Origin of the sequence: Streptomyces sp. G-G2, from assembly GCF_030063135.1 — a bacterium.
In the GTDB taxonomy this organism is placed as follows: domain Bacteria; phylum Actinomycetota; class Actinomycetes; order Streptomycetales; family Streptomycetaceae; genus Streptomyces.
Genome location: NZ_JASISO010000013.1, coordinates 125,105 through 148,160 on the forward strand (window position 1 = coordinate 125,105; position 23,056 = coordinate 148,160).

Sequence of the window (23,056 nt, forward strand, 5' to 3'; positions counted from 1 at the left end):
GTCGGTACGGGCTCCTCTCAGCTCGCGGGGTAGCGGTCGATGGCGGGCGGCTTCGGGGCGGGTACGCCGGACAGGCCGAGCGTGGCGTCGTAGGCCTTGGTCCAGTTGCCGTCCTTCTCGTTCGCGGCGAGGGCGTCGTCGAGGGCGAACCGGAGCGCGTTGTCTCCGCGCGGTACCCCGACGCCGTAGGGCTCCTGGGAGAAGGGCCTGCCGACGACCTTCAGCTCCTCCGGCACCTTGGCCGCGTAGCCGAGCAGGATGGAGTCGTCGGTGGAGACGGCGTCGACCTGGTAGGTGAGCAGGTTGTCCACGCAGACCGAGTAGGTGTCGTAGGCGACGAGGACCGCCTTGGGGAAGTCCTTCTGGAGGCGCTGGTAGGGGGTGGACCCGGCGGCCGAGCAGACCTTCTTGCCCGAGAGGTCCTGAGGGCCGCGGATGTCCTTCTCGCTCCTGCGCACCAGCAGCGACTGGCCGGCCATGTAGTAGGGGCCGGCGAAACCGACCTGCTTCTTGCGGTTGTCGTTGATCGTGTAGGTGCCGACGTAGTAGTCGATCTGGCCGTTCTGCAGGGCCGTCTCGCGGTTGGCGGAGGAGATCGTCTTGAACTCGATCGTCTTGGGGTCTAAGCCGAGGGAGGCGGACATCATCTTGGCGATCTCGATGTCGAAGCCGGAGTAGCGGCCGCTCGCGGGATCCTTCTCCCCCATGTACGGCTGGTCCTCCTTGGCGCCGACCACCAGGCGGCCGCGCCGCTTCGCCTTCTCCCAGGTCTTCGAGGCGGGCAGCTCGAAGCCGGTGGCCACCCGGTAGACGGGCAGGTCCTCGGGCTGCGGTCCCTTGACCGGGGGGCTGCCGGACTTGCCGCAGCCGGACAGGGCGCCCAGCAGGGCGAGGGTCAGGACCAGGACGCGGGCGGGCAGCCGCGGGGCGCGTGTGACGTTCACCGGGCCGCCCCTCAGTGCTTGAGGATCTTGGAGAGGAAGTCCCTGGCCCGGTCGCTCTCGGGGGCGGTGAAGAACTCCTCCGGGGTGCGGTCCTCGATGATCTTCCCGTCGGCCATGAAGACGACCCGGTTGGCGGCCGAGCGCGCGAAGCCCATCTCGTGGGTGACCACGACCATGGTCATGCCCTCGGCGGCGAGCTGCTGCATGACCTCCAGCACCTCATTGATCATTTCCGGGTCAAGGGCGGAGGTCGGCTCGTCGAACAGCAGCGCCTTCGGGTTCATCGCGAGGGCCCGGGCGATGGCCACGCGCTGCTGCTGGCCGCCGGAGAGCTGGGCGGGGTACTTGTCCGCCTGGTCGGCGAGGCCCACCCGCTCCAGGAGCTCCCGGGAGCGCTTGTCGGCCTCTTCCCGGCCGCGCTTCCTGACCTTGAGCTGCGCGAGGGACACGTTGGCGAGCACGGTCTTGTGCGCGAAGAGGTTGAAGGACTGGAACACCATCCCCACGTCCGCGCGCAGGGCCGCCAGCTCCTTGCCCTCGGCGGGCAGCGGTTTGCCGTCGAGGGTGATCGTGCCCGACTCGATGGTCTCCAGCCGGTTGATCGCCCGGCAGAGGGTGGATTTTCCGGAGCCGGAGGGGCCGATGACCACCACCACCTCCCCGCGGCCGACGGTGAGGTTGATGTCCTGGAGGACGTGCAGTTGCCCGAAGTGCTTGTTGACGTCCCGCAGCTCGATCAACGGATCGACGGCCATACGCTGCCCTGCCCACTTGTCGGTGTGTCGAGTCAGCGCAAACTATCCAGCGGCGAGGGCGACTTCACCGCGACACGCTCGACATACCTAAAAGGGGCATAAACGTCACCGCCCCTCGTCAGCCTTCCGAGGCCTCGGCATACACCTGCGAGAGTTCGGGGGATCCGGTCATCGCCCAGGACACCCCGGACTCCACCACGTTCAGCTCGCGGCCCGAGGCCAGCCGGATCACCGGCTGGCCGTTCGGCCACACCTGCCAGCCGCAGCCGGGCAGGGTCTTGATGATCACGGTGCCGAGGTAGAAGCCCGCGTCGTTGCCGAGCCAGGGGGTGGCCTCGGGGTCCCGCCGCCAGCCCGGCATCAGCTGGTCCAGGGCTTCCAACGAGCCCGGGGTGCCGTCGAGTTCGAGGCCCGCCGCCCGCACCTGGACGCGCAGCATCTCGCACTCCGCGAACATCTCGGCGACGCCCTCGGGATCGTCCGCGAGGGCGGCGGCCAGGGCCGCGCCGTGCTCGGTCTCGTGCCGGTTCAGCCAGTTGCCCAGGAAGGGGATGTTCATACGCTCCAGCCTGGCACCCGTACCCGCCGCGGGCCACAGGGCGCGCCTGGATCGCCCCGATCACGGCCCGGCGGGCTAAACGTTCAGGTCCACCACGACCGGGGCGTGGTCCGAGGCGCCCTTGCCCTTGCGCTCCTCGCGGTCGACGTACGCGTCCTTGACCGCAGCCGAGAAGGGGGCGTTCCCGTACACCAGGTCGATGCGCATGCCCCTGTTCTTGGGGAACGCGAGCATCCGGTAGTCCCAGAAGGTGTAGGGGCGGTCGTACTTGAGCGCGCGCGGCATCACGTCGCACAGCCCGGCCGCGCGCAGCGCCTCCAGGGCGGCCCGCTCGGCGGGGGTGACGTGGGTCAGGCCCTCGAAGACGGCCGGGTCCCAGACGTCCTCGTCGGTGGGCGCCACGTTGAAGTCGCCGAGCACCGCGAACGGGCGGGGACCCGCCGCGTCCTCGGCGACCGCCGCGGACAGCGCGCGGAACCAGTCCAGCTTGTAGCCGTAGTGGTCGTGCTCGACCTCACGGCCGTTGGGCACATACACGGACCACACGCGCACTCCCCCGCAGGTCGCGGAGATCGCGCGGGGCTCCTGCGCCCCTTCGTACTCCGGACCGCCCGGCAGCCCGGTGACCACGTCCTCCAGGCCCACCTTGGAGAGCAGGGCCACCCCGTTCCACCGGCCGGTGGCGTTGACGGCCGACTCGTAGCCCAGCTCGCGCAGCGCGTCGTACGGGAACTGCTCGGCGGAGCACTTGGTCTCCTGGACGCAGAGCACGTCGGTGCCGCTGGTCTCCAGCCAGGCCAGCAGCCGGGGCAGCCGGGCGGTGATCGAGTTGACGTTGAAGGTGGCGATACGCATGTCCGTAACCTACCGCCCGGCACTGACACTCACAGGTCGGTGCTGTCCCCGGCGGTGAGTCGGCGGTGCGGGGCGCGGCCGAGGGAGCCGAGCACGCCGTCGTAGATCGGCCGGGCGATGTCGGCGAGGTAGGCGTCGTGAATGTCGACGGCCTCGCGCGGCGCGACCTCGCGGACGTAGTCGATGACCTCGCTGATCTTGTTCCACGGTGCGTGCACCGGCAGCAGCAGGGTGTCCACGGGGACCCCGGGCACGGTCAGCGCGTCCCCGGGGTGGAAGAGCGAACCCTCGACGAGGTAGCCGACATTGGTGACCCTCGGCATGTCCGGGTGGATCTCGGCGTGCAGCTCGCCGTGCACCTGTACGTCGAACCCGGCGGCCGTGAAGGCGTCGCCGTGCCCGACGGTGTGCACCCGGCCCGGGTAGGCGGGGGCGAGGCGGTCGGCGACGCTGCGCAGGGTCCACAGCGCGGCCGCGGGGTTCGCGTCGAGGGCGGCGCGCAGCCTGCCCTCGTCGAAGTGGTCGGGGTGCTCGTGGGTGACCAGCAGGGCGTCGGCCCCGAGGCCCGCGTCCGGTTCGCTGAAGACGCCCGGGTCGATGACGAGGGTGCGTCCGTCCTGGTCGACCTGGACGCAGGAGTGCAGCCGCTTGGTGAGCTTCATGATCCAAGGCTAGCGGGGCGGGGCGGCGCGGGCCGGGCAGGATCAAGAAGGGGCGGCCTACGGGGTGGCGGTGGAGACGACGTAGACCTTCGGCTTGGCCGGGTCCGTCAGGTCGACCGTGATGTCCTGGGTCGGGCGCGGGTCGGGCTGCTCGTGGGTGGCCCCGTACCAGGCGTTCTTCTGGCTCCAGCTCCAGCCCGCCGCCTCGGTGTCCCGCTCGCCGATGGAGACGCCCCGGGTCAGGCCCTCGCGGCTGGTGCCCATCGAGCTCAGGAACCGGTCGAGATCGTCGGGGGTGACCGCGAACTGCACGTAGAGCCGGCTGGTGCGCCAGTTGTTGGTCTCCAGGAACCCGACCCGCCAGGCCTTGTCCGGGATGGGGACCTCGTAGATGCTGCGCTGCACCGTGGAGGGCCAGCCCGCGCGCACCTTGGTGGCGCCGACCTTGGCCGCCTTGTCCTTGCCGCTCTGGCGGCTCTGCTGGGCGGCGATCGCGAGGTATCCGGCGGGTACGCCGATCAGCAGCACGATGATGATCGCGGTGATCCAGCGGCGCCGTACGACGTGCCGACGGGCCTCGGCGGCGGTCGGGACGCCGCCCTCGTCGGGGGCCGGGGCCTGGCGCGGCAGGGTGGGCGGCGGGGGCGTCACGGCTGTTCTGGTCCTTGTTCCTCGGACCCGGCGGCGGCCCGTCGGCCCGCCTGGGCATAGCGTTCGTATCGTTCGACCCGGCGGCGGTTGGCGCGCCGGAAGCGGCGGGCGACCAGCCGCGAGAGGTCGGCCGCTCCGACCATACCGGCCTCGGGGCCGAGCTGGGCCTTCGCGATCCGGGCCTCGGGCCGGTAGCCGCGGCCCGTGAGGTGGCGCCGGAAGGCTTCCCGGGCCGGCCCGATCAGCAGGTCGTCGGCCGCGCTGACCCCGCCGCCGATGACGAAGCACGAGGGGTCCAGGGCGGCCGCGAGGTTGGCGATGCCGACGCCCAGCCACTGGCCGATGTCCTGGAGCAGCTCGACGCACATGGCGTCGCCCTCGCGGGCCAGCTCGGTGATGAGCGGCCCGGTGATCTCGGCGACGTTCCCGCCCACCCGGGCGATGAGGTTGTGGGCGACCGGGGAGTCGGCGGCGGCCAGCTCGCGGGCCTCGCGGACCAGGGCGTTGCCGGAGCTGTACTGCTCCCAGCAGCCGCGGTTGCCGCAGGGGCAGCGGTGCCCGCCGGGCACCACCTGCATGTGGCCGAACTCCCCGGCCACACCGAACTTGCCGCGCTTGACCCGGCCGTCCTCCAGGATCGCCCCGCCGATGCCGGTACCGAGCGTGATCATGACGAGGTGGTCCTCGCCGCGCCCGGCGCCGAAGCGCCATTCGGCCCAGGCGGCGGTGTTGGCGTCGTTGTCCACCATGACCGGTACCGCGAGCCGTGACTGGAGGGCGTCGCGCAGCGGCTCGTCGCGCCAGGCCAGGTGCGGGGCGAACAGCACCCGCGAGCGGTCGGCGTCGACCCAGCCCGCCGCGCCGATGCCCACGGCGTGCACGTCGTGCCGGTCGGAGAGGTCCAGGACCAGCTCGACGATGGTGTCCTCGACCACCTTGGGGCTCTTGGACTTGTCGGGGGTCTCGGCGCGGATCTTCTCCAGGATGACGCCGTCGGCGTCGACGACGCCCGCCATCACCTTGGTGCCGCCGATGTCGATGCCGACGGTGGGGACGCGCGGGGCGGTCAGGTGGGACCGCCGCTCACGGGTTCCGACGGTCCGCAGGACGGTGCCCCGCGCCGACCCCCGGTGGGCGAGCGTGAAGTCCCGGTACGTGCTCATCGAGTCGTGTCGTCCCTATGGTGCGGTGGTGGCGGAAGGGTCGGTGTGGGCCGGTGCTGTCCCCGATTCTGCCACCCGCTCCAGCTCGTGGCTGAGTTCGTCCAGTTCCGAGCCGCCCGCCATCTGGCGGGTCAGTTCGTCCAGAGTGATCGACTCGCGGGTGTGGCTGCCCGCCATCGCACCCCGCTTGAGCAGCACGAAACGGTCTCCGACCAGGTACGCGTGGTGCGGGTTGTGGGTGATGAGGACCACCCCGAGGCCCGCGTCCCGTGCGGCGGCGACGTACTTGAGCACGACCCCGGACTGCTTGACCCCGAGGGCAGCCGTGGGCTCGTCCAGTACGAGGACCTTCGCACCGAAGTGGACGGCCCGGGCGATGGCCACGCACTGGCGCTCGCCGCCGGACAGGGTGCCGATCGGCTGGTCGACATCGCGCAGGTCGATGCCCATGCGGAGCAGCTCGGCGCGGGTGGTCTCGCGCATCAGGGCCACGTCGAGGCGGCGGAACGGGCCGCGCCCCTTGGTGGGCTCCGAGCCGAGGAAGAAGTTGCGCCAGACCGGCATCAGCGGGACCACCGCGAGGTCCTGGTAGACCGTGGCGATGCCGTGGTCGAGGGCCGCGCGGGGATTGGCCAGAACCGTCTCCTCGCCCTCGATCTCGAAGCTGCCCGCGTCGTGCCGGTGCAGCCCCGCGATGATCTTGATGAGGGTGGACTTGCCCGCACCGTTGTCCCCGAGGACACAGGTGATCCCGCCCGCCGAGACCTCCAGGGAGACCTTCTCCAGGGCGCGGATGTTGCCGTAGTACTTGCTGACCTCGGTCAGCTTCACCAGGGCGGTCATTTGCTGGCCTCCGCCCGCTTGCGTACCCAGGCATTGAGCAGGGTGGCCAGCAGGAGCATCGCGCCGAGGAAGAACTTGAACCAGTCGGGGTTCCACTGGGCGTAGACGATGCCGTTGCTGGTCATGCCGAAGATGAAGGCGCCGACGGCCGAGCCGATGGCGGAGCCGTAGCCGCCGGTCATCAGACAGCCGCCGATGACGGCCGCGATGATGTACAGGAACTCGTTGCCGACGCCCTCGCCCGACTGGACGACGTCGAACGAGAACAGGATGTGCTGGCCGGAGATCCAGGCGCACAGGGCGACGCCCATGTAGAGCCCGATCCGGGTCTTGACCACCGGTACGCCGACCGCGCGGGCCGCGTCGGCGCCGCCGCCCACCGCGAAGATCCAGTTCCCGGCGCGGGTGCGCAGCAGGATCCAGGTGGCCACCGCGACCAGGAGCAGCCACCACAGGATGGTGACCCGCAGGGTGACCGGGCCGATGGTGAGCTGCGAGGCGAACAGGGAGCGGGCCGAGGTGAAGCCCTCCATGTCGGCGATGGTCTTGGTGGAGACCGAGCCGCTGATCAGTTTCGTGAGTCCCAGGTTCAGGCCGGTCAGCATCAGGAAGGTGCCGAGCGTGATGATGAAGCTGGGCAGTTTCGTGCGGGTGAGCATGAACCCGTTGAAGAACCCGATGGCCAGGGTGACCAGCAGCGACACCCCGACGCCGACCCAGGCGTTCGCGGTCATCTGGTACGCGAACATCGAGCTGAACAGAGCCGAGCTGGTGACCATCACACCGGCCGACAGGTCGAACTCGCCGCCGATCATCAGCAGCGCGACCGGGACCGCCATGATCCCGATGGTGGAGGCGGAGTACAGGATCGTGCTGAGGCTGGAGGCCCGCAGGAAACTGTCGGCCGCGAAGGCGAAGAACACGAAGACGGCGGCCGCGCCGACGACCGCGCCCAGTTCCGGGCGGCCGAGCAGGCGCCGGACGAGCGAGGCGGGGGCGAGGCGCTCGTCGCGGTCCCCGCGTTCCTTGGCGGGCGGAGCGGGCGGGGCGGACGGGGCGATCGCGCTCATCGGGTCACCCGCTTGATGAACTCCTCCAGTTTCGCCGCTTCGGCGCCGGTCACGATCTGCGGCCCGGTGAGCACCGGACGGCCGCCGCCGAGCGTGTTGGCGTTGTAGCGGTAGAGCCAGAGCAGGTCGACGGCCTCGTAGCCCTGGAGGTAGGGCTGCTGGTCGACGGCGAAGCCGAGGACCCCGGACTTCAGGTCGCGGGCGACGGCCTCGTTGAGGTCGAAGGTGTCGATCTCCGCCTTGCTGCCCGCCGCGTCCTTGGCCTTGACGGCGGTGGGGGCGAAGGGGGCGCCCAGGGTGACGACCGAGTCGATGGACGGGTCGGCCTGCAGCTTCGCCTGAATGGACGCCTGTACGGAGGGCATGTTGGTGCCTTCGACGTACAGGTTCTCCAGGTCGCCGCCGAAGGTCTTCTTCGCCCCGGCGCAACGCTGCTCGTGGCCGACGTTGCCCTGCTCGTGCAGGACGCAGACGGCCTTCTTCCTGCCGCGCTTGGTCAGCTCGGTGCCGACGGCCTCGCCCGCGATCTCCTCGTCCTGGCCGATGTGGGTGAGGGCGCCGTAGTCCTTGGACTGGGCGGAGCCGGAGTTCACCGTGATCACCGGGATGCCCGCCTTGGCGGCCTTGCCGAGGACGTCCTTGAGGGCCTCGGGCTTGGCCAGGCTGACGATGATGCCCTGGACCTTCTGGTCGATGGCGTTCTGCACGAACTGGGCCTGCTGCTGGGCCTGGTCGTCGTGCGCGTAGACGAAGTTGATGTTGTCCTTCGCCGCGGCTTCCTTGGCGCCCTTCTGGACGATGTCCCAGAAGGTGTCGCCATCGCCCGCGTGGGTGATCATCGCGAAGGTCCAGCGCGGGGTGGAGACGGCCGGACGGCCCTGCTCGGCGGCCTTCGCCCGCTCCTCGGCGCGCTTGCCGCCCGTACTGCTGCACCCCACGAGGGAGGCCCCCAGTACCGCCGCGAGTACGGCGCCCACGGCGCGTACCCCTGTCCGAACCCTAGCCACGTCTGTCGTGCCCTTCCCTCGTCCTGAAACCCTGCGGTCGTCGAGCGGTCGTCAATGCGGTCATTCCGGTTCCAGCCGCCCAGTATCCGCCACAGTGGACCATGAGGTGGTCATCGGGGCAGGCCGGGCGGATTGACAGGTGACCCGGACGGGGTCACGTTGAGTGCATGCGCATCGGGCTGATCGGTACGGGCCGGATCGGTTCATTCCACGCTGCCGCCCTGGCCCGCCAGCCGCACGCGGGGTCGCTGGTGCTCGCCGACGCCGACCCGGCGCGGGCGGCGCTGCTGGCCGACCGGCTGGGGGCGACCGCCGCGCCCGGTGTCGACCAGATCTTCAGCTGGGGCGTGGACGCGGTGGTGGTGGCGTGCGCCACCTCGGGACACGCGGAACTGGTGGTCCGGGCGGTACGGGCCGGGCTGCCGGTGTTCTGCGAGAAGCCCGTGGCCCCCGATCTGGGCCGGACCCTGTCGGTGCTGCGCGAGGTCGCGGCGGTGGGCGGGGTGCTCCAGGTGGGATTCATGCGCCGCTTCGACGCGGGCTTCGTCACGGCGCGGGAGCTGGTCCGCTCGGGCGCCCTGGGCCGGCTGCACACCGTACGGACGATGACCGCGGACGCGGCGCCGCCGACCGCCGCCTACCTGGCCGGTTCCGGTGGCCTGTACCGGGACTGCCTCGTGCACGACTTCGACATGGCGCGCTGGGTGACCGGGCGCGAGGTGCTGGAGGTGTACGCCACCGGCTCGGACGCCGGCCCGGCGCGGTTCCGGGAGGCCGGGGACGTGGACACGGCGGCGGCCGTGCTGATCCTGGACGACGGGACCCTGGTCACCTGCACCGGAACCCGCTGCAACGGCGCGGGGTACGACGTCCGGATGGAGCTGGCCGGGGAGCTGGACCAGGTCTCCGCCGGGCTGGACGACCGTACGCCGATCGCCTCCACGGAACCGCAGGGACCGCCCCCGGCGCGCAAGCCGTGGACCGGCTTCCTGGAGCGGTTCGCGCCCGCCTACGAGGCCGAGCTGGCCGCGTTCGTGAGCCTGGTGCGAGGCGAGGGCCCCAACCCGTGCGACGGCGTGGAGGCACTGGCCGCGGTGCGGGTCGCCGAGGCCTGCGAGCTGTCCCGGCGGGAACGGCGACGGGTGCTCCTCGCCGAGCTGCCCGGACTGTGAGTCGTCCGCGCGTACGGTCACCAGGTCACGGGCAGCCGGGTGTGGTGCGGCGGGTCGGACTCCAGCACGTTCGCGTTGGCGGCGGTGACCAGGGCGTCCGGGAACCGGCCGCAAGCACGCCAGTCCTTCGACAGGGCCGGATGGTTGAGGGCCTGCCTGGCCTCTTCGTTGCCCAGGACGAGCCAGCCGGGTTCGAACTCGTCGGCGGACACCGTGACCCGGTGGACCGGTCCGGCCGCGCGGAGTCCGGCGTGGAAGGAGTAGGGGTCGGCGTTGAAGTCCGCGTCGCTCCCGCTGATGTCCACTACTGGCATCGGTCCACCGTACGGGCGCCGTTCACCGGTGGAAGCGGCGTTTTCGGCCACTCGTCGGGGCGCGGGAGGCGACGGCCGCCGCTCGTCGTACGGGCCTCAGGCCTCGGCAGCGGCGGATCGGGCGCGGTCCGGGGCGGCGTCAGGGGCGGGCTCGGGCGCGGGGTCCGGGGCGGCGGTGCGGCGGCCCCAGGCGGTGCCCGCCAGAACGAGGACGGCGCCCGCGAGGCCCGCGGCGCCCAGGTGCTCGCCGCCGATGGCGATGCCCGCGGCGGCGGCCCACAGCGGTTCGGTGCCGAGCAGCAGGCTGACCCGGGAGGGCGAGGTGCGGCGCAGCGCCCACATCTGCACGAAGAAGGCGAACAGGGTGCAGAAGACGGTGAGGAAGGCGAGGCCCGCCCATGCGCGGGGGCCGAAGTCGGCGGCCGCGGCCCACGGAGTGTCGCCCGTGCCGGGCAGGGTGGCCAGCAGGGCGAAGACCAGGACGGCGCCGCCGAGTTGAACGGTGGTCAGGGAGAGCGGGTCGGCATCCTGGACGGACTTGATCCGGGCGGTCAGCAGCACGTTCAGGGTGCGGGCGAGGGCGGCGCCGAGGATGAGCAGGTCGCCGACGGAAGGGGCGGTGAAGCCCGCGCCCTGGGTGAGCAGGACGACCCCGGCGACGGAGACGCCCGCGGCGGCGAGGAAGGCCGCCGGGGGCCGCACGCGCCGCAGGACGGCCTCGGCGAGCGGGGTGAAGACCATGGCCAGGCTGATGATCAGCCCGGCGTTGGTGGCGGAGGTGTGGACGACCCCGTAGGTCTCCAGCAGGAAGATCGCACCGAGGACCAGCCCCAGCAGGGCGCCGCCGCGCAGTTGGGCGGGCCGCAGCAGGCGCAGCCGCCGCGCCCCGACGACCACCAGGACCGGCAGGATCAGCGCGAAGCGCAGCACCAGGACGGCGATCACGGTGTGCGCGGTGGTGACGTCCTTGGCCACGAGGTAGCTGCCGCCCCAGACGAGGGCGACGAGCAGGACGGGCAGGTCGGTGAGCCAGGCACGGCGGGGTGCGGGGCCGGGCGTCGAAGCGACGGCGAGCGTGGACACGGGTCTCCAACGGCTTCGGGGAGGTGGAGACTTCGACGGCTCGCACGGGGGTCGCCACCGTACCGGAGCACTGACCGGCGGGTACACCGCGTTTCGGCCGGTGGGCGGGCTCCTCAGTAGGAGCCGAAGGAGGCCCGCCCCGCGGGCCGGTAGGTCTGGATGGCGACCCCGCCACCGGTGACCTGGGAAGCGGTGAGTTCGCAGGTGGTGGGCGGTCCCCCGGCCGGGAAGAGGCGCCGCCCGGCACCCAGGATGACGGGGTAGACCAGCAGGTTCAGTTCGTCGACGAGGTCACGGGCCAGCAGCCACCCGACGAGCTCCCCGCTGCCCCAGATGTGCACCTCGCCGTCGGTGGCCGCCTTGATCCGGGCGATCTCCCCCTCCAGGTCGGGGCCGAGGACGCTGCTGCCCGCCCACTCGGGGTCTTCGAGGGTGCCCGAGGCCACGTACTTGGGCAGGCCGTTCAGCGTGGCCGCGATCCGGTTGTCGGGGTCGGTCATCCGGGGCCAGTACCCCGCGAAGATCTCGTAGGTCCGGCGCCCGAGCAGGAAGGCTCCGGCCCGGCCGAAGGCCGCGGTCACGAACTCGTCCACACCCTCGTCCTCGAAGGGCACCTGCCAGCCGCCGTACGCGAACCCGCCGCTCGGGTCCTCCTCCGGACCTCCGGGTGCCTGCATCACGCCGTCGAGGGTGAGGAAGGTGATGAGGGTCAGCTTGCTCATGGTCGCTCGTCTCCTTGCGGGGGCCCGTGCGCCGGACCGTACGGGGATTCAGACTCCCGCCCGGTACGGAACTCATCGGTGCGGCGCGCGTGAACGCGAGGTCCGATTCCTGCCAGCGCGGGTACCGCCCCGCCGCTTTCATTGAACCCGCAACCACTTACTGACTTTTACGGGAGGAACACCATGAACGGGAACGGGAACGGGAACGGCACGAGCGGTCAGGTGGCCCTGGTCACGGGCGGCAGTCGGGGCATCGGCGCGGCGACCGCGCTGCGCCTGGCGGCCGACGGCGCGGACGTGGTCATCACCTACGTCAACGACGCGGACGCGGCGGCCGAGGTCGTCGGCAAGATCGAGGCGTACGGACGGACCGGCCTGGCCGTCCGGTCGGACGCGGCCGACCCCGGGGCCCCGGCCGCGGCGGTGGAGCACACCGTACGTTCACTCGGCCGCCTCGACGTCCTGGTCAACAACGCGGGCGTGGGCGTGCTCGGCCCGCTGGAATCGCTGACCACGGCCGATGTGGACCGGGTGCTCGCGGTGAACGTGCGCGCGGTCTTCCTCTCGGCGCGGGCCGCCGCCGCCCGGCTCGACCGGGGCGGCCGGATCATCACCATCGGCTCCTGCATGACCCAGCGGGTCCCCGGCCCGGGCGGCACCCTGTACGCGATGAGCAAGGCCGCCCTGTCGGGGCTGACCAAGGCCCTGGCCCGGGAGCTGGGCGAACGCGGGATCACGGCGAACCTGGTCCACCCGGGCCCGGTGGACACCGACATGAACCCGGCCGACGGCCCTTACGCCGCGGGGCAGAGCGCGATGACCGCCCTCGGCCGCTTCGGCACCCCGGAGGAGGTCGCGGCGATGGTCGCCTTCCTCGCCGGACCGGACGCGGCGTACGTCACGGGCGCCGAGTTCTCGGTGGACGGCGGACACGCGGCGTAGGGCGCGCGGGCGGGGCGGGCAGCGGGCTCGGCGTGCGGGGGCGGCGCCTGGACGGCGTACCCGGACACGCCCGTAGGACGCACGCGCACACGCCCGTGGGGCGCACCGGCACTCATGTGACCGGTGCGCCCCACGGGCGGTTCAGTGCGGGATCAGCCGCCCAGCTCCTGGTGGCGGGCGGTCAGGGCGGCCGTGCCCTGGTCCGTCAGCGAGCCGAAGAGGCGCAGGCGGGAGAAGCCGCCGTCCGGGAAGATGTCGATGCGGACGTGGCTGCCGACCGCCGGGGCGTCCAGCACGAACCGGTGGTTCGTGTCGGGCTGCAGGCGGGTGCGCGGCAGGAACTCCTGCCACTCGCCGTCCTCGCCGGATTTGACCGACAGCGAGGCCCAGCCGGCCGAGTTGCCCTTGAGGTAGGCGGTGTCGATCTCGATCGCGCGGATCGCGGACTCGGCGACGAGCTGGTAGCGGATCCAGTCGTTGCCGTTGTCACGGCGGCGGGCGGTCTCCCAGCCGTCGTCCATCTTGCGCGAGCGGCCCGGCGCGATGGTGTTGGCCGGCGGGGAGTAGAAGCGGTTGGACGCGTCCTGCACCGAGCCGCCGTTCTCCAGCGCGACCACGTCGAAGGAGCCGAGCGCGGTGAGCCAGCGCGGGTCCGGCAGGACCTCGCCGTAGACGCGCAGGCGGGCGACGCCGCCGTCGGGGTGCTGGTTGAGGCGCAGGTGCGTGAAGCGCTGCTCCGCGTCGACCTCGAAGCCGTTGGCCGCGTGGCCGCCGACGGGGGTGCGCGGGACGAGGGTCGTCCACTTCACGTCGTCGCCGAGGAGCTCCTCGGGAGTCGGCGCGCCCTCGACCGAGGTGCCCTCGACGGACACGGCCTGCGGCATGTTGCCGCGGAAGTGCGCGGTGTCGACGACGATGCCGCGGATGACGCCGGGGGCGCCGAGGCGGATCAGCGCGAAGTCGTGGTCCTCGGGGGTCGGCCAGGGCTGCACGGCCGAGACGCCGCGGCGGCGGCGGGTCTCCCAGCCGTCCATGACCTTGCCCTTGTGGCCGAAGTGCTCGGGGTCGAAGTGCGCGGCCTCTTCGATGAGCAGGTTCTCGCGCTCGGCGAAGAACTCGTCGTTGGCGGCGATGACACCGGCGCCGAGGGTGCGGGCGGCGAGGTTCGCGTACTGGGTGAAGGGGAAGTCCGCGGTGCGGTAGTCCGCGTACGGGTCGCCGCCCCCGTACGGGTTCGCGTTACCGGTGAAAGTAGGAATCGCCACTTGTCAGTTCTGCCTTTCGAGAAGACGGCCGGTGGGCTCGTTCGGGGTGCCGTGGTCGGCGATCTGCGTACCGCGCAGCCAGGTGGACTTCACGACGCCGTGCAGGGTCTTGCCCGCGTACGCCGTGACCCGGTTGCGGTGGTGCAGGTGGGCGGGATCCACGGTGAAGGTCTCTTCGGGGGCCAGGACGGCGAAGTCGGCGTCGCGGCCGGCCTCGATCGCGCCCTTGTGGGCGAGGCCCGCCAGCGCGGCCGGGGCGGCGGACATCCAGCGGACGACGTCCTCCAGGCTGTGCCCGCGCTCGCGCGCCGCGGTCCAGATCGCCGGGAGGCCCAGCTGGAGGGAGGAGATGCCGCCCCACGCGGTCGCGAAGTCGTCCGTCTTCAGGTCCGCGGTGGAGGGCGAGTGGTCGGAGACGACGCAGTCGATGGTGCCGTCGGCGAGCGCGGCCCACAGGAGGTCCTGGTTCGCGGCCTCGCGGATGGGCGGGCAGCACTTGAACTCGCTGGCGCCGTCGGGCACTTCCTCGGCCGTGAGGGTGAGGTAGTGCGGGCAGGACTCGACGGTGATCCGCACGCCCTCGGCCTTGGCGGCGGCGATCAGCGGCAGCGCGTCGGAGGAGGACAGGTGCAGGACGTGGACCCGCGCGTTCAGCCGCTTGGCCTGGGCGATCAGGTTCGCGATCGCGGTGTTCTCTGAGTCCCGCGGGCGGGAGGCGAGGAAGTCGGCGTACTTGGGGCCGGGCACCTGCGGAGCGGACTCCAGGTGGTGCGGGTCCTCGGCGTGCACGATCATCAGGCCGCCGAAGCCGCTGATCTCGGCGAGGGAGACGGCCAGCTGGTCCTGGTCGAGCTCCGGGAACTCGTCCACGCCGGAGGGCGACAGGAAGCACTTGAACCCGTAGACCCCGGCGTCGTGCAGCGGGCGCAGGTCCTTGACGTTGTCGGGCAGCGCGCCGCCCCAGAAGCCGATGTCCACGTGCGCCTTGGCCCGGGCGACCTCCTGCTTGACGCGCAGATTGTCGACCGAGGTGGTCGGCGGGAGGGAGTTGAGCGGCATGTCGAGAATGGTGGTGATGCCACCGGCCGCGGCGGCGCGGGTGGCCGTCCAGAAGCCCTCCCACTCGGTGCGGCCGGGGTCGTTCACGTGGACGTGGGTGTCGACCAGTCCGGGGAGCAGTACGTCGTCCCCGAAGTCCTCCAGGCGGGCACCGGCGGGCACCTCGGCCTCGTACGGCAGCACGGCCGCGATCTTCCCGTCGGCGACGGCCACCGAAGCGGCACGCGTCCCCTCGGGGGTGATGACGCGCGTCGAGCGCAGTACCAGTTCCACGACGTCGGCGGACACCGGAACCTCCCCATCTACTTCCACAGAGCGAAATTCAACGTTCTGTTGACGGAGTCTTCACGCCGATGCGGGGCCAGTCAAGAGCCCCCGGAGGGACCGCTGACACACCCGCACCGCAATTGGATGTTTCCACAGGATGGAATTAAGATTTCGCTCTACAGAATGTAGCTACCACCACCGGGGCCCCGGCGGGTGACCTCCCGAGGCTGTCCGCCACCAGGACAAACCGCCTCTGACCGGCAAAGACGGCTCGGCCCCCGCACTAGGGGCGGCGCCCGCAGCCGGGTAGGCTGCTGCCTTGCCTGCCAGCACCGAAAGGACCGCGCCGTGCCGACGTCCAGCGCCAGCACCACCGACGCTTCCTCCAAGACCCCCGCAGCCAGCGGCGGTGTCCAGTCCCTTGAGCGCGCCTTTGATCTGCTCGAACGCATGGCCGACGCCGGGGGCGAGGTCGGCCTGAGCGAGCTGTCCGCCACCAGCGGTCTGCCGCTGCCCACCATCCATCGCCTCATGCGCACCCTCGTGGCGTGCGGCTACGTCCGGCAGCAGCCCAACCGACGGTACTCCCTCGGTCCCCGGCTGATCCGCCTCGGCGAGTCCGCGGCGCGGCTGCTCGGCACGTGGGCCCGCCCGTACCTCGCCCGTCTGGTCGAGGAGACCGGCGAGACGGCGAACATGGCCCTGCTCGACGGGGACGAGATCGTCTACGTCGCCCAGGTGCCCTCGAAGCACTCCATGCGCATGTTCACGGAGGTCGGCCGCCGGGTGCTGCCGCACTCCACGGGCGTGGGCAAGGCGCTGCTCGCCTACACCCCCGCCGACGAGGTGAGGGCCCTGCTGGCCCGTACGGGCATGCCCGCCGCGACCGAGAAGACCATCACCACGCCCGAGGGCTTCCTCGCGGCGCTGGAGCAGGTCCGCGAGGTGGGCTACGCGGTCGACGACAACGAGCAGGAGATAGGAGTCCGCTGCCTCGCCGTCTCGGTGCCGAACTCGCCGACCGCCGCCGCGATCTCCATCTCCGGTCCCGCGGGCCGGGTCACCGAGGCCCTGACGGACTCGATCGTGCCGATCCTCCAGGGGATCGCGGCCGAGCTGTCGGTGGCGCTCTCCACGCAGAACCCGCCGCAGTAGGCCGCGGCGCGGGGCGTACGACGGGACCCGACGTATCGGTGCGGTCCGTACGCGGGTCAGGCGGCCGGGACCGCCCGCGCCTGCGCCCCCGCCTCCGTCAGGCGGCCGTCGGTCATCGTCACCGTGCGGTCCATCCGCTCCAGGTGGGCGTGGTCGTGGGTGACCAGGACGGTCGCGGTGGAGCGTTCGCGGGTCAGGGTGACCAGCAGGTCGAGCACGGCCGCGCCGCGCTCGTGGTCCAGGGCGCTGGTGGGCTCGTCGACCAGCAGCACGGCGGGCTCGTTCATCAGGGCGCGGGCGATGTTGATCCGCTGGCGCTGCCCGCCGGAGAGCTGGTGCGGGCGCTTGTCGGCCTTGTCCGAGAGGCCCACCGCGTCCAGGAGCTCCAGGGCCCGGCGGCGCAGCGTGCGCGCGGGCCTGCCCGAGATGTGCGCCATCACCTGGAGCTGTTCGGCGGCGGTCAGCGAGGCCAGCAGGTTCGGCTGCTGGAAGACGATCCCGATCCGCTCCCGGCGCAGCCGCGCCTTGTCGGCGGCGCCGAGCGCCGCGGTGTCCTCCCCGGCCACCACGACCTTGCCCGAGTCCGGGGTGACCAGGGTCGCGGCCACCGCGAGCAGGCTGGACTTGCCGGAGCCGGAGGGTCCGACCACCGCCGTGAGGGTGCCCGCGGGGACCTCTAGGCGGACCGCGTCCAGGGCGGTGAGCCGGTGGTCGCCGTCCGGGTAGGTGAGCGTGACGTCGTGCACGAGCAGGGTCATCGGGCGCTCCCGAGGGCGGTCAGCGGGTCGACGGCGGTGATCCGCCGGATGGACAGGGCGGCCCCGACCGCGCCCAGCGCGATCATGATGGCGGCGGGTACCAGCACGGTGGCGGTGTCCAGGACGAAGGGCACGGCGCCGCCGCTGATCAGCGCGCCGAATCCGGCGGCGAGGCCGGTGCCGAGCCCGGTACCGATGGCGAGCATCACCACCGCCTGGCCGAGCGCGTCCCTGAGCAGGTACGGGGTGGACGCGCCCAGGGCCTTGAGGACGGCGATGTCCCCGCTGCGCTGGATCGTCCAGACCGTGAAGAAGGCTCCTATGACGAGGGCGGAGATGGCGAAGAGGAATCCGCGCATCAGCTGGAGCGAGCCGTTCTCGGCCTGGTAGGAGCCGATGGCACCGAGTGCCTCGTCGATGGTCTGGCTCTTGCTGACGGAGGCCTCGTCCCCGGCCGCCCAGTCCACGCCCGCCGTGGCGTCGAGGGCGACGACCGTGGCGAGGGTGTCCATGGAGGTGCCGGGGTTGCCGATGCGCTGCCAGTCGTCGAGGTCCATCCAGACGACCGGCGTGTGGCTGTAGGCGGCCGTGCCGGAGACGGCTCCGACGGTGACCTCCAGCGAGCCGATCTTGAGCTTGGAGCCCGCGGTCAGACCGCCGAGTTCCTTGGCGGCCTTCTCGGTGAGGACGACCCGGCCCTGGGTGAGGGCCGTGGCCCGACCGGTCCCCTTCGGGGCCAGGCTCCCGCCCGGCTCGACGCCGAAGGCGGACACGGCGGCGGTGCGCTGGCCGGAGACGGCGTTGGTGGTGCGGATGCCGAGCGGGTCGGCGGACGTCACCCCCGGCCGCTCGCGCCAGGCCCGCCAGGCGCTCTCGGGAAGCTGGGAATTGGTGAAGGACACCTTCTGGTCACCGGCGGGGGCGGCGAAGGCGAGGCGGGTGGCGGGCAGGCCGGTGATGGCCGAGACGTTCTCCCGGGCCAGTCCGGAGGTGAGCCCCGACAACAGGCCCACGAGCAGCGTGATCAGCACCACGACCGAGCCCATGAGGGCGAAGCGGCCTTTGGCGAACCGTAGATCTCTCCATGCGACGAACATGCTTCCCACCTTGGTCTTCACCGTGTGCCCACGGCATCGCGCCTCGGTAGCGATCCTCGTATCGAAGGGCGCACACCGACATCAAACTTTTGGTTGACCGGGGCCGGGCAGGGGCGACTTACGCTGGTCAGGCCATGGAAACCAGCCCGCTCATCCGCCCCGCCGGAGCCGCCCGCGCGCTGACGCCCGTCTCCCGGGTGCTGCGGCTGTGCCTGCACGCCCTGCTGTTCGGGCTGCTCGCCCTCGCCGCCGGGCGGGCCGTGACCGGTTCCGCGCCCCGGGCGGCGTGGGTGATCGCCGCCTGCGCGGTGCTCGCCGTCGTGTACGCCGCCGGGGTACGGGCGCCCATCGTCCACCGTTCGCCCCTCGCCGGGGCGCTCTGGCTGGCCGCGCTCGGCGCCGTCTGGGCCGGGCTGCTCGTGGTCTCCCCCGACGGGCTGTGGATCGCCTTCCCGCTGTACTTCCTCGAACTGCACCTGCTCCGGCTGCGCTGGGGCGTGGCGGCGGTCGCGGTGACCGCGTGCGCGGCGATCGGGGGGTTCCTGGCGCACAGCCCCGTGGTGTCCCCGGGCGCCTTCCTCGGGCCGCTGCTGGGCGGCGCCGTGGCGGTGGCGACCGTACTGGGCTACGAGGCGCTGTACCGGGAGAGCGAGCGCCGCCGGGAGCTGATCGAGGAGCTGATCACCACCCGCGCCGAGCTGGCCGCCGCCGAGCGGGGCGCGGGGATCCTGGCCGAGCGGGAGCGCCTCGCCCGGGAGATCCACGACACGCTGGCCCAGGGCCTCTCCTCCATCCAGCTGCTGCTCCGCGCGGCGGAGCGCTCCCTCGGGGAGGGGCCGCCCACGGGCCCCGGTCCGGCCCCGGACCCCGGGCGGGCTTCGCCCCCCGGGCCGCCCCCGGCAGTGTCCGGGGGGCCTTCCGGGGGGCCTTGCGGAGGCGGTTCCGAGGAGGGGCGGGCGGCGGCGCTGGGGCACATCGCACGGGCCCGGGAGGCCGCGCAGGACAATCTCGCCGAGGCCCGCCGGTTCGTCCGGGCGCTGAGCCCGCCCGATCTGGAGCACGGCTCGCTGGCCGCCGCGCTGGAGCGGCTGTGCGTGGGGGCGCCCGGGGTCCGGGCGCGGTTCTCGCTGAGCGGGATCCCGGCCGTGCTGCCGACCCCGTACGAGGTGGCCCTGCTGCGCATCGCCCAGTCGGCGCTGGCCAATGTGGTCCGGCACGCGGGCGCCGGACGCGCCGAGCTGACCCTGACCTTCATGGACACCTCGGTCACCCTGGACGTCGTGGACGACGGCGCGGGCTTCGACCCCGCGGCGGCCCGGTCCGCGGACGGCGACGGTGGGGGCGGCTTCGGGCTCCCGGCGATGCGTTCGCGCGCCGAGACCCTGGGCGGCATCTTCACCGTGGAGTCCGCGCCCGGCCAGGGCACCGCCGTGGCCGTCACCCTGCCCCTGCCCGTGGAGGCCCCCTGATGACCATCCGGCTGCTGCTCGCCGACGACCACCCGGTGGTCCGGGCCGGGCTGCGCGCGGTGCTGCACACCGAGCCCGGTTTCGCGGTGGTCGCCGAGGCGGCGACCGCCGAGCGGGCCGTGGAGCTGGCCGCCTCGGAGCCGGTGGACGTGGTGCTGATGGACCTCCAGTTCGGCGCCGGGATGCACGGCTCCGAGGCCACGGCCCTGATCACGGCCCGCCCGGGCGCGCCCCGGGTGCTGGTCCTGACGACGTACGACACGGACGCGGACATCCTGGCCGCGGTCGAGGCGGGTGCCTCCGGCTACCTCCTCAAGGACGCCCCGCCGGAGGAACTCGCCTCGGCGGTGCGGACGGCCGCGGCGGGCCAGTCGGCGCTCGCCCCGGCGGTGGCGCTGCGCCTGATGGACCGCATGCGCACACCGGCCGAGGCCCTGACCAAGCGGGAGCTGGAGGTGCTCCAGCTGGTCGCCGACGGCCTGTCGAACCAGCAGATCTCCAAGAAGCTGTTCCTGAGCCAGGCGACCGTGAAGTCCCACCTGGTCCACATCTACGCGAAGCTCGGCGTGGATTCGCGTACGTCCGCCGTGGCGGCGGCGGGCGCACGCCGCCTGATCCGCACCCCCTGAGGGCGGGACGGGGCGGCCCGGATCACCCTGGCCCGCGGTGGCGCTGATGTTCCGCCCGGCGTCGAACGCGTACGTGCGCCGCCCGCCCCCGCGGGCCGGGGCCCGAGGGGGCGGCTCAGGCCACCCAGTGCGGGCGCTCCACCGCGGGCGCCAGGGGGACGCCCTCGTGGAAGGCCGCGGCGAGGCGGCGTACGCCTTCGTCCAGCAGGTCCGCGGGCAGCGAGTACGGGATCCGCAGGCGGTGCTCGAAGGTCCCCGGGTCCACGCCGAAGCGGGCGCCGCGGCCGATGTGGACCCCACCCGCCCGGGCCCGTTCGGCGAGGGCCGAGCTGACGGGTTCGCCGAGGTCCACCCAGAGCGAGAGCCCGCCGGGCGGCAGCCGCCAGCTCCATTCCGGGGTGTGCCGCTGGAGCGAGTCGACCAGCGCGGACCGCTGGACGCGCAGGTGGGCGAGCCGCTCGGGCAGCGACCGTTCCATGTTGTCGAGCAGGGGCAGCGCGACGAGCTGGTCGAGGACCGAACCGGTCATGTCGGTGGTGACGCGTACGGCCGTCAGCTCGGCGATCATCTTGGCGGTGGCGCGGATCCAGCCGACCCGGAGCCCGCCCCAGTGGGTCTTGCTGAGCGAGCCGATGGTGACCACGTGGTCCGCGCCCCCGCGCGGGGCGAGGGAGGCGAGCGGCGGCGGCGCGGGCACGTCGAGGGCGATGTCGGCGATGGTCTCGTCGACGACCAGCCAGGTGCCGGTGCGGCGGGTGGCGGCCAGCAGCCGCAGTCGCTGCTCGGGGGGCATGAGGGCGCCGGTGGGGTTCTGGAAGTCGGGGATGACGTACGCCAGTCGCGGCACGGTCTGGCGCAGGGTGGATTCGGCGATCTCCATGTCCCAGCCCGCGTCGGAGACGGCTATGGAGGCGGTGCGCAGCCGGGCGTGGCGCAGCGCGTCGAGGGCGTTGGCGTAGGTCGGGTTCTCGGTGACCACCCGGTCTCCGGCCCGGCAGAGCAGGCTGACGACGAGCGCGAAGGCCTGCTGGGCGCCCGAGGTGATCAGGATCTGTTCGGGCCGGGTGGGCAGGCCGCGCCGGGTGAATCGATCGGCGACGGCCGTGCGCAGGTCGGGCAGGCCGAAGGGGTGGTAGCCGGGGGTGCGGGACACGGCGGGCAGCCGGGTCGCGGCCCAGGCCAGGGCCTCGGTGAGGCTGTCGCCGGGGGCGCCCATGGCGGCGATGGCGAGGTCGATGCCGGGGTCGCCGTCGGCGTTGTAGCCGCCCGCGCCGAGGAGGGCGTGGGCGCCGACCGGGGCGTGGCCGTCGGGGAGTTCGGTCCAGGTGCCGGAGCCGCGGCGGCTGCGGACGTACCCGCTCTCGCGCAGCAGGTCGTAGGCGCTGGAGACGGTGGCCCGGCTGGCGCCGACGGCCTCGGCGAGTTCGCGTTCGGCGGGCAGGCGCACGTGCAGGGCTATCCGGCCGTCGAGGATCAGGGTGCGGACGGCGTCGGCCAGCGAGCGGTAGCCGGGGCGGGCCAGCACCTCGGCGGGGAGCAGCGCCGCGAGCTGGCGGCTGCCGATGGTCCTGTCCGCCGTCTGGACCACTCGCTCGTTCGCCATGCCAACCTCCCCCGATTGGCTCTGCCAGCCAGGCCAATCCAGGGTCCAGACTCGCGGTATTGGACCCCGATTGGCAAGGACGTACCGAAAATGCCCACCGACTTGACCGACCGTGACGAACGCGCGCTGCTCCTGGCCACCGAGAACCGGATCTCGGCCCCGGTGCGGCTCGGGGCGGCCCTGGCCTCCGTACGGGCCCTCCTGCGGTCGGTCCGCCGGGGCCGCGAGGGAGAATCGCAGGCATGTCAGACTCCTCGGCCCTCCCGGCAGTCCCCGATCACGCCCTCGTCCCCGACGCCGCCCCGGACGCGGCGCCAGGCCCGGTGATCGCGGGTCTGCTGCTCGCGGCGGGCGGCGGCCGGCGGCTCGGCGGGCGCCCCAAGGCCCTGCTGCCCTACCGGGGCCGACCGCTCGTCGAGAACGCCGTACGGGTGCTGCGCGAGGCGGGCTGCGACCCGGTGCACGTGGTGCTGGGCGCCTCGGCGGCCGAGGTGCGCGAGCGGGCCGACCTCACGGGCTGCGTGGTGACCGACAACCCCGACTGGGCCGAGGGCATGGGCTCGTCGCTGCGCGCCGGACTGGCCTCGTTGGCCGGTACGGGAGCCCACGCGGCCCTGGTCTGCCTGGTGGACCAGCCGGGCATCGGCGCGCGGGCGGTGGCGCGGGTGCGGGAGGCGTACCGCTCCCCCACGAGTCTGGTCGCGGCGGCCTACGCGGGCGAGCGCGGCCACCCGGTGCTCTTCGGGGCGGACCGGTGGGCGGACATCGCGGCGACGGCGACGGGCGACAAGGGAGCGCGGGTGCACCTTTCGCGACACGCCGACGAACTCGTTCTCGTGGAGTGCGCGGACGTAGCGGAGGCCTTCGACATCGACACGCCCGCGGACCTGGCACGTCTGGCCTGAGCCCTGGTGGGGCCCGGGCCGAACGGGGTGTGACCGGTGCGTGACCGGCGTGGCACTCAGGGCCACTGGAAGGCGGAATCTGTCGAACCGGAGAATCTCGACATCAA

General features: G+C 72.5%; 24 protein-coding genes. 6 read left to right on the top strand and 18 right to left on the bottom strand.

Annotated elements, in window-relative coordinates; all coding sequences use genetic code 11:
* Window positions 1–17 precede the first annotated feature (17 nt).
* The 10 genes from QMF80_RS13475 to QMF80_RS13520 all read right to left on the bottom strand — a co-directional run bounded on the left by QMF80_RS13475 (window position 18) and on the right by QMF80_RS13520 (window position 8,509).
* On the bottom strand, window positions 18–944 hold the full coding sequence (locus tag QMF80_RS13475) for a glutamate ABC transporter substrate-binding protein (protein ID WP_283452849.1): 927 nt from the start codon (window positions 942–944) through the stop codon (window positions 18–20).
* 11 nt (window positions 945–955) lie between these two features.
* Window positions 956–1,699, bottom strand: coding sequence for an amino acid ABC transporter ATP-binding protein (locus QMF80_RS13480; protein WP_283452851.1), 744 nt, complete (start codon window positions 1,697–1,699; stop codon window positions 956–958).
* Between the two features lie 118 nt (window positions 1,700–1,817).
* A complete protein-coding gene (locus tag QMF80_RS13485) occupies window positions 1,818–2,258 on the bottom strand; it encodes a DUF6278 family protein (RefSeq protein WP_283452853.1) in 441 nt (146 codons plus the stop codon).
* Between the two features lie 75 nt (window positions 2,259–2,333).
* Window positions 2,334–3,113, bottom strand: coding sequence for an exodeoxyribonuclease III (locus QMF80_RS13490; protein ID WP_283452854.1), 780 nt, complete (start codon window positions 3,111–3,113; stop codon window positions 2,334–2,336).
* A gap of 29 nt (window positions 3,114–3,142) precedes the next feature.
* Window positions 3,143–3,775: an MBL fold metallo-hydrolase gene (locus QMF80_RS13495; RefSeq protein WP_283452855.1), complete on the bottom strand. Its 633-nt coding sequence runs from the start codon at window positions 3,773–3,775 to the stop codon at window positions 3,143–3,145.
* Between the two features lie 57 nt (window positions 3,776–3,832).
* Complete coding sequence (locus QMF80_RS13500; RefSeq protein ID WP_283452856.1) at window positions 3,833–4,426, bottom strand: hypothetical protein; 594 nt, start codon at window positions 4,424–4,426, stop codon at window positions 3,833–3,835.
* Entirely contained in the window at window positions 4,423–5,589 is a 1,167-nt protein-coding gene (locus tag QMF80_RS13505) for an ROK family glucokinase (RefSeq protein ID WP_283452857.1), read from the bottom strand. Before QMF80_RS13505 ends, QMF80_RS13500 begins: the two co-directional genes overlap by 4 nt.
* A gap of 15 nt (window positions 5,590–5,604) precedes the next feature.
* A complete protein-coding gene (locus QMF80_RS13510; RefSeq protein WP_283452858.1) occupies window positions 5,605–6,432 on the bottom strand; it encodes an ATP-binding cassette domain-containing protein in 828 nt (275 codons plus the stop codon).
* A complete protein-coding gene (locus QMF80_RS13515; protein ID WP_283452859.1) occupies window positions 6,429–7,502 on the bottom strand; it encodes an ABC transporter permease in 1,074 nt (357 codons plus the stop codon). Before QMF80_RS13515 ends, QMF80_RS13510 begins: the two co-directional genes overlap by 4 nt.
* Window positions 7,499–8,509 (bottom strand): sugar ABC transporter substrate-binding protein, encoded by a 1,011-nt coding sequence (locus QMF80_RS13520; protein WP_502962833.1) that lies wholly within the window; start codon window positions 8,507–8,509, stop codon window positions 7,499–7,501. Before QMF80_RS13520 ends, QMF80_RS13515 begins: the two co-directional genes overlap by 4 nt.
* 167 nt (window positions 8,510–8,676) lie before the next feature.
* Between QMF80_RS13520 and QMF80_RS13525 the strand changes: the two genes are divergently transcribed.
* Complete coding sequence (locus QMF80_RS13525; RefSeq protein WP_283452861.1) at window positions 8,677–9,681, top strand: Gfo/Idh/MocA family protein; 1,005 nt, start codon at window positions 8,677–8,679, stop codon at window positions 9,679–9,681.
* A gap of 17 nt (window positions 9,682–9,698) precedes the next feature.
* Here QMF80_RS13525 and QMF80_RS13530 read toward each other — a convergent pair whose 3' ends face one another.
* From QMF80_RS13530 to QMF80_RS13540, 3 genes are all read right to left on the bottom strand, one after another.
* The gene (locus QMF80_RS13530) at window positions 9,699–9,995 is read right to left on the bottom strand and encodes a hypothetical protein (protein WP_283452862.1); all 297 of its coding nucleotides are present in this window, start codon (window positions 9,993–9,995) and stop codon (window positions 9,699–9,701) included.
* A 96-nt stretch (window positions 9,996–10,091) separates the two neighbouring features.
* The gene (locus QMF80_RS13535; protein ID WP_283452863.1) at window positions 10,092–11,078 is read right to left on the bottom strand and encodes a DMT family transporter; all 987 of its coding nucleotides are present in this window, start codon (window positions 11,076–11,078) and stop codon (window positions 10,092–10,094) included.
* Between the two features lie 113 nt (window positions 11,079–11,191).
* Window positions 11,192–11,800, bottom strand: coding sequence for a dihydrofolate reductase family protein (locus tag QMF80_RS13540; protein WP_283452864.1), 609 nt, complete (start codon window positions 11,798–11,800; stop codon window positions 11,192–11,194).
* Between the two features lie 183 nt (window positions 11,801–11,983).
* Here QMF80_RS13540 and QMF80_RS13545 point away from each other — a divergent pair, with 183 nt between their 5' ends.
* Window positions 11,984–12,742, top strand: coding sequence for an SDR family oxidoreductase (locus tag QMF80_RS13545; protein WP_283452865.1), 759 nt, complete (start codon window positions 11,984–11,986; stop codon window positions 12,740–12,742).
* 152 nt (window positions 12,743–12,894) lie between these two features.
* On the opposite strand, the gene alc is transcribed toward QMF80_RS13545, so the two are convergent.
* Complete coding sequence (alc, locus tag QMF80_RS13550) at window positions 12,895–14,007, bottom strand: allantoicase (RefSeq protein WP_283452866.1); 1,113 nt, start codon at window positions 14,005–14,007, stop codon at window positions 12,895–12,897.
* 3 nt (window positions 14,008–14,010) lie between these two features.
* Window positions 14,011–15,354, bottom strand: coding sequence for an allantoinase AllB (gene allB / locus QMF80_RS13555; RefSeq protein ID WP_283452867.1), 1,344 nt, complete (start codon window positions 15,352–15,354; stop codon window positions 14,011–14,013).
* A 327-nt stretch (window positions 15,355–15,681) separates the two neighbouring features.
* Here allB and QMF80_RS13560 point away from each other — a divergent pair, with 327 nt between their 5' ends.
* The gene (locus QMF80_RS13560) at window positions 15,682–16,488 is read left to right on the top strand and encodes an IclR family transcriptional regulator (protein ID WP_283452868.1); all 807 of its coding nucleotides are present in this window, start codon (window positions 15,682–15,684) and stop codon (window positions 16,486–16,488) included.
* 56 nt (window positions 16,489–16,544) lie between these two features.
* On the opposite strand, the gene QMF80_RS13565 is transcribed toward QMF80_RS13560, so the two are convergent.
* Together QMF80_RS13565 and QMF80_RS13570 are read right to left on the bottom strand one after the other, a co-directional pair.
* Window positions 16,545–17,246: an ABC transporter ATP-binding protein gene (locus QMF80_RS13565; protein ID WP_283452869.1), complete on the bottom strand. Its 702-nt coding sequence runs from the start codon at window positions 17,244–17,246 to the stop codon at window positions 16,545–16,547.
* Window positions 17,243–18,343: an ABC transporter permease gene (locus tag QMF80_RS13570; protein WP_283452870.1), complete on the bottom strand. Its 1,101-nt coding sequence runs from the start codon at window positions 18,341–18,343 to the stop codon at window positions 17,243–17,245. Before QMF80_RS13570 ends, QMF80_RS13565 begins: the two co-directional genes overlap by 4 nt.
* Window positions 18,344–18,477: 134 nt before the next feature.
* On the opposite strand from QMF80_RS13570, the gene QMF80_RS13575 reads away from it, so the two are divergent.
* The gene (locus tag QMF80_RS13575; protein ID WP_283452871.1) at window positions 18,478–19,812 is read left to right on the top strand and encodes a sensor histidine kinase; all 1,335 of its coding nucleotides are present in this window, start codon (window positions 18,478–18,480) and stop codon (window positions 19,810–19,812) included.
* Window positions 19,812–20,441, top strand: coding sequence for a response regulator (locus QMF80_RS13580; RefSeq protein WP_283452872.1), 630 nt, complete (start codon window positions 19,812–19,814; stop codon window positions 20,439–20,441). Before QMF80_RS13575 ends, QMF80_RS13580 begins: the two co-directional genes overlap by 1 nt.
* Before the next feature lie 115 nt (window positions 20,442–20,556).
* On the opposite strand, the gene yczR is transcribed toward QMF80_RS13580, so the two are convergent.
* Window positions 20,557–22,044 carry a MocR-like transcription factor YczR gene (gene yczR, locus QMF80_RS13585; protein ID WP_283452873.1) on the bottom strand — a complete coding sequence of 496 codons (1,488 nt, stop codon included), beginning with the start codon at window positions 22,042–22,044 and terminating at the stop codon, window positions 20,557–20,559.
* A 242-nt stretch (window positions 22,045–22,286) separates the two neighbouring features.
* Here yczR and QMF80_RS13590 point away from each other — a divergent pair, with 242 nt between their 5' ends.
* The gene (locus QMF80_RS13590; protein WP_283452876.1) at window positions 22,287–22,949 is read left to right on the top strand and encodes a nucleotidyltransferase family protein; all 663 of its coding nucleotides are present in this window, start codon (window positions 22,287–22,289) and stop codon (window positions 22,947–22,949) included.
* Window positions 22,950–23,056 lie beyond the last annotated feature (107 nt).

Bases quoted from the DNA above. Each gene is read 5' to 3' on its own strand.
- QMF80_RS13530 (WP_283452862.1), bottom strand. From the start codon at position 9,995: ATGCCAGTAGTGGACATCAGCGGGAGCGACGCGGACTTCAACGCCGAC.
- QMF80_RS13490 (WP_283452854.1), bottom strand. From the start codon at position 3,113: ATGCGTATCGCCACCTTCAACGTCAACTCGATCACCGCCCGGCTGCCC.
- QMF80_RS13575 (WP_283452871.1), top strand. From the start codon at position 18,478: ATGGAAACCAGCCCGCTCATCCGCCCCGCCGGAGCCGCCCGCGCGCTG.
- QMF80_RS13540 (WP_283452864.1), bottom strand. From the start codon at position 11,800: ATGAGCAAGCTGACCCTCATCACCTTCCTCACCCTCGACGGCGTGATG.
- QMF80_RS13485 (WP_283452853.1), bottom strand. From the start codon at position 2,258: ATGAACATCCCCTTCCTGGGCAACTGGCTGAACCGGCACGAGACCGAG.
- QMF80_RS13480 (WP_283452851.1), bottom strand. From the start codon at position 1,699: ATGGCCGTCGATCCGTTGATCGAGCTGCGGGACGTCAACAAGCACTTC.
- QMF80_RS13580 (WP_283452872.1), top strand. From the start codon at position 19,812: ATGACCATCCGGCTGCTGCTCGCCGACGACCACCCGGTGGTCCGGGCC.
- QMF80_RS13505 (WP_283452857.1), bottom strand. From the start codon at position 5,589: ATGAGCACGTACCGGGACTTCACGCTCGCCCACCGGGGGTCGGCGCGG.
- QMF80_RS13545 (WP_283452865.1), top strand. From the start codon at position 11,984: ATGAACGGGAACGGGAACGGGAACGGCACGAGCGGTCAGGTGGCCCTG.
- QMF80_RS13590 (WP_283452876.1), top strand. From the start codon at position 22,287: ATGTCAGACTCCTCGGCCCTCCCGGCAGTCCCCGATCACGCCCTCGTC.
- QMF80_RS13525 (WP_283452861.1), top strand. From the start codon at position 8,677: ATGCGCATCGGGCTGATCGGTACGGGCCGGATCGGTTCATTCCACGCT.
- QMF80_RS13565 (WP_283452869.1), bottom strand. From the start codon at position 17,246: ATGACCCTGCTCGTGCACGACGTCACGCTCACCTACCCGGACGGCGAC.
- QMF80_RS13495 (WP_283452855.1), bottom strand. From the start codon at position 3,775: ATGAAGCTCACCAAGCGGCTGCACTCCTGCGTCCAGGTCGACCAGGAC.
- QMF80_RS13510 (WP_283452858.1), bottom strand. From the start codon at position 6,432: ATGACCGCCCTGGTGAAGCTGACCGAGGTCAGCAAGTACTACGGCAAC.
- QMF80_RS13570 (WP_283452870.1), bottom strand. From the start codon at position 18,343: ATGTTCGTCGCATGGAGAGATCTACGGTTCGCCAAAGGCCGCTTCGCC.
- yczR (WP_283452873.1), bottom strand. From the start codon at position 22,044: ATGGCGAACGAGCGAGTGGTCCAGACGGCGGACAGGACCATCGGCAGC.
- QMF80_RS13515 (WP_283452859.1), bottom strand. From the start codon at position 7,502: ATGAGCGCGATCGCCCCGTCCGCCCCGCCCGCTCCGCCCGCCAAGGAA.